General features: G+C 43.7%; 9 protein-coding genes and 1 pseudogene. All 10 read left to right on the top strand.

The window, feature by feature from the left end:
- The coding region (locus tag A9957_RS00675) for a cobalamin-dependent protein (RefSeq protein WP_292342833.1) at nt 1–275 on the top strand (275 nt) is incomplete at its 5' end.
- 18 nt (nt 276–293) lie between these two features.
- A pseudogene (locus A9957_RS00670) lies at nt 294–1,670 on the top strand (monomethylamine:corrinoid methyltransferase).
- Nucleotides 1,671–1,851: 181 nt separating this feature from the next.
- On the top strand, nt 1,852–3,237 hold the full coding sequence (locus A9957_RS00665; protein ID WP_292342832.1) for an APC family permease: 1,386 nt from the start codon (nt 1,852–1,854) through the stop codon (nt 3,235–3,237).
- 13 nt (nt 3,238–3,250) lie between these two features.
- A complete protein-coding gene (locus A9957_RS00660; RefSeq protein ID WP_105460170.1) occupies nt 3,251–3,538 on the top strand; it encodes a monomethylamine transporter in 288 nt (95 codons plus the stop codon).
- A 12-nt stretch (nt 3,539–3,550) separates the two neighbouring features.
- Entirely contained in the window at nt 3,551–3,802 is a 252-nt protein-coding gene (locus A9957_RS00655) for a hypothetical protein (protein WP_096711271.1), read from the top strand.
- 52 nt (nt 3,803–3,854) lie between these two features.
- A complete protein-coding gene (locus A9957_RS00650; RefSeq protein ID WP_096711272.1) occupies nt 3,855–4,325 on the top strand; it encodes a class II SORL domain-containing protein in 471 nt (156 codons plus the stop codon).
- Nucleotides 4,326–4,455: 130 nt separating this feature from the next.
- Nucleotides 4,456–4,878, top strand: a complete 423-nt coding sequence (locus A9957_RS00645; protein ID WP_292342830.1) for a response regulator — start codon at nt 4,456–4,458, stop codon at nt 4,876–4,878.
- Between the two features lie 95 nt (nt 4,879–4,973).
- Nucleotides 4,974–5,498: a VIT1/CCC1 transporter family protein gene (locus tag A9957_RS00640; RefSeq protein ID WP_096711274.1), complete on the top strand. Its 525-nt coding sequence runs from the start codon at nt 4,974–4,976 to the stop codon at nt 5,496–5,498.
- Nucleotides 5,499–5,514: 16 nt separating this feature from the next.
- Complete coding sequence (locus A9957_RS00635) at nt 5,515–5,952, top strand: universal stress protein (RefSeq protein ID WP_164909066.1); 438 nt, start codon at nt 5,515–5,517, stop codon at nt 5,950–5,952.
- Between the two features lie 59 nt (nt 5,953–6,011).
- On the top strand, nt 6,012–6,968 hold the full coding sequence (locus tag A9957_RS00630; RefSeq protein WP_096711276.1) for a calcium/sodium antiporter: 957 nt from the start codon (nt 6,012–6,014) through the stop codon (nt 6,966–6,968).
- The last annotated feature ends 15 nt before the right edge of the window (nt 6,969–6,983 follow it).

Below are 6,983 nucleotides of genomic sequence, written 5' to 3'. Positions count from 1 at the left end.
GTGTTGACGTACCCAACGACAAGGTCATCGAAGAAGTAGCAGCCCACAAAGGCGAGAAACTTCTGCTCTCCGGCTCTGCCCTTATGACCACTTCCATGCTCGGCCAGAAAGACGTCATGCGTCTGCTTGAAGAAGAAGGTCTGCGTGACTCTGTAAAAGTAATGTTCGGTGGCGCTCCGGTCACAGATTCCTGGATTAAGGAACTCGGTGCTGACGCAACAGCAGAAAACGCAGCAGAAGCAGCAAACGTGGCTCTTGACTTAATGAAAAAATAAAACAGGGAGGATTAATTTATGACATTTACCAAATCCGTAACTTGCTATGATTTTTATGATCGTGCCCAGACCGGTGAGAAATGCACCCAGGATGACTGGGACTTAATGACCATCCCGATGAAGTCAATGGAACTGAAGCAGAAATACAACCTTGACTTCGGTAAGGAATTTATTCCAACCGACAAGGACCAGATGGAAAGGCTGTTCAAAGCCGGTTTCGAGATGCTTCTGGACTGTGGTATCTGGTGTACCGACACCCACCGTATCGTCAAATACACAGATGACGAGATATGGGATGCAATCAACAATCCGCACAGGGAATTCCAGCTTGGCAGTGGTCGTGACGCAGTCTACTGCCGCAAGCGTAGTGTAGGTGACAAGGTCAAACCAATCGTACAGGGTGGTCCAACCGGTTCCCCAATATCTGAAGATGTCTTCATGCCTGTGCACATGAGTTACGCTCTTGAGAAAGAATGTGACACAATCGTCAACGGTGTAATGACCTCTGCCCGTGGTAAATCTCCTGTACCCGGCAGTCCCTACGAGGTTCTTGCATCCAAATCCGAAACCCGTCAGATCAGGACCGCCGCTTCCATGGCAGGTCGTCCCGGTATGGGTGTTTAGGGCCCTGAGACTTCCCTGTCCGCACAGGGTAACATCGGTGCAGACTGTGCCGGTGGTATGAACTCCAACGACAGCCACGAAGTCTCCCAGTTGAACGAACTCAAGATCGATCTTGACGCAATCGCTGTCATTGCCCACTACAAGGGTAACAGTGACATCATCATGGATGAACAGATGCCTATCTTTGGAGGCTACGCCGGTGGTATCGAGGAAACAGCCATTGTCAACGTTGCCACGCATATTAATTCCATGGTAATGAGCAGTGCCAGCTGGCACCTTGATGGTCCTGTGCACATTCGCTGGGGCTCCACCAATACCCGTGAGACCCTTATGATCGCAGGTTGGGCATGTGCCACCATTTCCGAGTTCACAGATCTGCTGTCCGGTAACCAGTACTATCCATGTGCAGGTCCATGTACCGAGATGTGCCTGCTTGAGACTGCAGCCCAGTCCATGACCGATACTGCATCCGGCCGTGAGATCCTGTCCGGTGTTGCAGCCGCAAAGGGTGTTATCACTGACAAGACTACCGGTATGGAAGCACGTATGATGGGAGAAGTCGCACGTGCAACCGCGGGTATGGATATCGATACTGTCAACCAGATTCTGGATAAACTTGTAGCAAGCTATGAAGGCGATTATGCCAACGCACCTGCAGGCAAGACTTTCCAGGAATGTTATGATGTTGCAACCGTTACACCGACCGAGGAATACGTCAAGGTCTATGACGGGGCAAAGAAGAAACTCGAAGACCTGGGTCTGGTGTTCTGAATGTGAAAGAGCCATTTTTATGGCTCTTTTTTATGTATTGTTTATAACAACAAATAGGAGGCATCCAAATGGGTACTTGGACTATAATTAACGGCGTCATTTACCTGGTATGTTTCGCCATGATCGGCTGGATGTTGCTTGATGCAATGAAGGTAGCGAAAAAATAATGGGGGAATATTGAATGACCGATGAAATTACTAATGATCCCTTGGAAGAATCTACCAGTCTTGTGAAGACACTAAGACCATACCATGTATGGGCACTTGGTGTCGGGATTGTGCTGGTGGGTGAATATATGGGATGGAACTTTACGGTTGCCAAAGGTGGTATATTGGGTTCCCTTTTGGCATTACTTGTTGCCGGTACAATGTATCTGATGGTTTCTCTTTGTGCAAGTGAGCTAGGTGCGTCTACCAAACTTGCGGGAGGACCTTATGACTGGGCAAGATTATTTGTAGGTCCCGGTGCAGCGGCACTGGTGGGACTTGCTGTTTATATGGAATACATCGCTCTGGAAGCCGCAGATTCCATTGTTGTGGCATCAATTGCAGAATCAATATTGCCGGAGATACAAGTATTCCCGATCACGCTTTTAGTGATCACATTCTTGACATTTATGAATTACAGGGGGGTTGTGGCAGCGCTCAACCTTAATTTCGCATTGAGTTTTACTGCATTCATTGCAATTCTTGTGTTCTTTGCCATGAGTATTACAGGTGTTGGAGGAGTCTGGAATCCAAGTAATTTGATATCTGGTGCTATTCCAAACGGCTTGATAGGAATTTTCGCTGCATTGCAATTTGGTCCCTGGTTCTATCTGGGTATAGAAGGAGCGGCTATGAGTGCTGAAGAATGTAAACATCCTTCCAGGGCAGTGCCTCTGGGTCAACAGGCAGGGATGATCACTCTTTTGCTTGCAGCCGGTATGACACTGTATGTATGTTCTGGCCTTATACCCACAGACCAGCTTGGTGTATCTGTCTATCCACTTTATGAGGCAGCCACTAACAGCGGTGTACAATTGCTCGTAGTACTTCTTGCAATAGGTACTCTCTTTACATGTCTTGCAAGTGCCAACGGTACTATCTGTGACTCATCCAGATCATGGTATGCCCTATCAAGGGACCAATTCCTGACTCCATGGTTCTCTGCTGTACATCCAAAATATAACACGCCTTACAGGGCTGTTATTTTCACTATGCCAATTGCGATCGCATTTGCATTCAGTGGTTTCCTGGATCAGGTTATCACATTCTCGATAGTATCCGGACTAGTGTGCTATGTGATGATTCCATTCTCCCTGATTCGTTTCAGAAAGATGTTCCCACAACACAACAACAAGGTGCGTCCATTCGTTGGCCCGTTGCAACCCTGGCTTGCATACTTCACAATATTCCTGGCACTTGTGATCATGTCAACCCTGCAGTGGGGATACAGGTATAATCTGATATTTGCCCTGCTGTTCTATGCGATTGCATATTTCTATTTCAACCGGAGATATCGGAGTCTAGAAGTTAGCCATGACTGGGGCGAAGAGATGGGTTGGCCCGAGCCTGTGAGGACATAAGGAGGTAATGATCTTGGAAGATAAACAAAAAGAGGAAAATGTTGATTCTGTAAGATACATGAGCAAACTGCGGCAGGACGCTCTTGTTGTGGTGGTTTTGATGGGTATTTTGTTCTTCTCAGAGTCATTCATCTTCTATACTATAATTACCACTGTATGGGACAGCACGCCTGAACTTTCAAGTATATTCCCGGTTTATGCGCTGTTCTTACTGCTGGTACTGGGTATAGGAACCGCTGCATGTCTAAGGGTGTATAGTTCTATAAAGGAGCATATGTATACATTCAGGTATTATGACTGAGGAGGATTAAATATGGCAGTTACTAGCAGGGGAAAGGAAAGAAGCGTATTCATGCAGATATTTGACATCTTGTTTATTTTTATAGTGGCAGGTATCTGTGTTGTACTGCCTGTTGTCCTGCAAGGTACCGTCCTTGTAGGCTGGGGGGAGTCAGGAGGCATGAAATTTATCTGGGATCCGGTGTCTTATTTCAGCCTGGTCGCTGTAATTCTGGTGTTCTTTGCCGTGGTACTTTTCCACTCGGTTAAGAATTACAGGTTCTGAAGTTGTCAGCAGTGCTGGCAACTTATTTTTTAATTAATGGGTAGGTGATACGATGACTGATAATATTAACCGTTTAAAAGATAAGGATAATCCAACGGAAACTGAAAAGAAACATATACCGGTAATCGAAGGACCGTCAATGATGACAGCAGGTGGTACCTATGAAGTAACGGTTTCTGTAGGAATTGAACCACATGTAATGGAAGAGAACCACTACATCGAATGGATAGACCTCTATCTTGCAGATCAGAAGATAGGCAGGGTGGAGCTGGGGCCATCTGCAGAAAAAGCAGAAGCTACATTTAACGTAACTCCTCATGAGGAGCTAATTGGTGAAAAAGAATTTGAGGTCTGTCACATAAGGGGTGTAAATGTTTGTGGAGATTGTGGTCTGACTTCTGTGATTACGGATTTTAAAGCAATTGAAAGTTGTAATGTCCATGGCCTCTGGGAATCTTCCATGGAAGTGGAAGTTATGTCCTCAAAACAAAAACCAGGCAAAAAATGCAGCTGGAAAGCTTGATAATCTATATTTGGGATTAAGATACCGGTCTTGCCGGTACTTTTTTTATTTTATTGCAACAAAAAACAAATGGCTATCTAAAAATTTACTTCATATATTTTTTTATAAATTAGCAAACCGAGGAATAATCATGAAATCCGGGGGCATATTGGTAGTTGAGGATGAAATGATCGTTGCAATGGGCATAAAACTCAAACTGGAAGAGATGGGCTATACTGTTTGTGGAATTGTGGCAGATGGGCAAACTGCTATAAATATGGCATCACATTTGAAACCTGATTTGATTTTGATGGATATTGTTCTCAAAGGCAATATAGACGGAATTGAAGCTGCCAAAGTAATCAAACAGAAATTGGCTCCTCATTTTATTTTCCTTACCGGTATCTCTGACAAAGCCATTTTAAAGCGTGTCCATGAACTCAAACCAGTGGGAACTATAATGAAACCCTTTGATGACTCACAGCTGCGTAATATGATAGAAGAGGCTTTGTCCGAAAATCAATCTTCTTCTGAGGCTTTGGATTTTTCTGATTCCTGTGCTTTGTCAGAATGAAAGAACAAATCGAACCCTGTATGCAAAATTGTTATATTTTTTGTAATCATATACCTATGTCCTGATACGTGCTCATAAAATGTTGAGTGTCTTAAATGAAACCAAAATTCGATCAGAGTAGATATATTATCCTTGGCAGTATTGATGGAGTACTGGCAGTACTTGGTGTTGTCATTGGTGCTTCGAATGTTTCTTCTAACCCTGACCTCATAATAAATGCTGCTCTGGGAGGTGCGCTTGCTCTTGCAATGACCAATGGGCTTGGTTCTTACCTTGCAGAAAGTGCGGTAGAGTATGGCCATCTTGCTGATCTTGAAAAACCTCTCTTACGCAATCTCGAATCTACAAGTCTTGAAAAAGAAACCCGCAACAAAATATTGTATGATACTCTAGCACATGGCGGTTCCAGTCTCATTGGTTCTCTTGTGCCGATATTGCCGTTTGTATTTCTGGAAAATTATGCACTGGAGGTCTCAGTTGGATTAAGTATAATTGTCTTGGCTGCTCTTGGAATGTTTTCCGGCAAAATAGCCCGGCAGAACCTGATACTACATTCTGTCCGAATGGTCGGGCTTGGGATACTTGTCGTAATTGTTGTAACTGCTTTTGGACTTACATGAGATGGATGATGGTAAAATGAAAGACATAACGTATCGTAACATTCTGGTGCCAATTGATGAAACGAAACTTTCCCAAAAAGTGATAGACAATGCATTGCATATTGCTTCTATGGAAAATGGACGCATTATTGTAATATATGTGGAAGAGCCAGACAACTTAAAATCATTCCCGGATGAGTTTCAAGAAAAACTTGTCGATCTGATTACTAAGAATATAGAAGCCAATCTGGAATATGCGGCAAAGCAATCTGAAATACATGGCATAGAGTTCCATATCCGGGTTGTTAGAGGCAGGAATCCGGGTCGTGAAATTATCAATATTGCAAAGGAAAACAAGGTTGATCTTACTGTAATGGGGACAGAATCATTGCGTAGCGATCCTTTTGGAAGTCTCACACGATGGTTGATTGCTGCCGATATAGGGCCTGTACTTGTTATTACTGCGGGTGACTGAAAAATTTTAATCGGTTAAGTTTTATATTCTCTATTAACCATATTGCGCTGATCCCAAAAATGCAGCAATATACTTTACCTCTTTTTATAGTAGGTCTGATCTTTATTACAAAAGGTGCTGACTGGTTTACCGAGTCTGCAGTCTCAATATCCCAAAAAAGTGGCATTCCTAAAATGATTATAGGAGCGACTATTGTTAGTTTCGCAACGACTGCACCGGAATTTGCTGTTTCTGCATATGCTGCCTATCTGGGCCATACAGGTCTGACAGTTGGTAACGCTGTAGGCTCTGCTATATGCAATGCTGGCCTGATCCTCGGAGGGGTAATAGTCTTACGCTCGATTCCTGTAGAGGATTCCTCTTTTTTAAAAAGGGGTGCATTTATGATTGTATCGGCTTTGCTGCTGATTGTAGTATCCATTGACGGCATGCTCACACCTGTTGATGGTATACTTTTACTGGTAGTTTTTGTTGTTTTTCTCTATTACAATTACAGACTTCAATCGCTGCTCTTTGGGACAAATGAAGAAGTTAATGAAGAACTTGGCGAAATATCCAATTCGATTTCAAAAGATGTGGTTTTTTTTGTTCTTGGTGCTGCTCTTGTGGTGGGTGGCAGTCGTATCCTGATTGATTCCGGTACTGACATTGCTATGTGGCTTGGTGTTCCCGAAATGATAATCGGATTGACCCTTGTAGCATTTGGGACATCCCTTCCTGAACTGATAACTGCTATTTCAGCTACTCGTAAGGGACATAATGACCTGGCCGTCGGTAACATACTTGGGGCAAATACGATGGACATAGCACTTATATTGGGTGCTTCTTCCCTTATCAGTGAACTTCCGATACAGAATCAATCCCTGTACTATGATTTTCCTGCAATGTTGTTAATTATGGGAATGATTGTATTTTTTGGATTGACAGGTCGCAAGCTTGCGCGCTGGGAGGGGGCTGTTATCTTAGCCACTTATATTGCATACGTGGGAGGTCTTTTCTTTTTCTATATGCAATAAATAAGCAATTGCTTA

Source organism: Methanohalophilus sp. DAL1 (genome assembly GCF_001683555.1).
Lineage (GTDB): Archaea > Halobacteriota > Methanosarcinia > Methanosarcinales > Methanosarcinaceae > Methanohalophilus > Methanohalophilus euhalobius.
This window is presented reverse-complemented; position numbering and strand designations above follow the sequence as displayed.

Coding starts and splice junctions, on each gene's coding strand:
- A9957_RS00665 (WP_292342832.1), top strand. CDS start 1,852: ATGACCGATGAAATTACTAATGATCCCTTGGAAGAATCTACCAGTCTT.
- A9957_RS00655 (WP_096711271.1), top strand. CDS start 3,551: ATGGCAGTTACTAGCAGGGGAAAGGAAAGAAGCGTATTCATGCAGATA.
- A9957_RS00650 (WP_096711272.1), top strand. CDS start 3,855: ATGACTGATAATATTAACCGTTTAAAAGATAAGGATAATCCAACGGAA.
- A9957_RS00645 (WP_292342830.1), top strand. CDS start 4,456: ATGAAATCCGGGGGCATATTGGTAGTTGAGGATGAAATGATCGTTGCA.
- A9957_RS00640 (WP_096711274.1), top strand. CDS start 4,974: ATGAAACCAAAATTCGATCAGAGTAGATATATTATCCTTGGCAGTATT.
- A9957_RS00635 (WP_164909066.1), top strand. CDS start 5,515: ATGAAAGACATAACGTATCGTAACATTCTGGTGCCAATTGATGAAACG.
- A9957_RS00630 (WP_096711276.1), top strand. CDS start 6,012: ATGCAGCAATATACTTTACCTCTTTTTATAGTAGGTCTGATCTTTATT.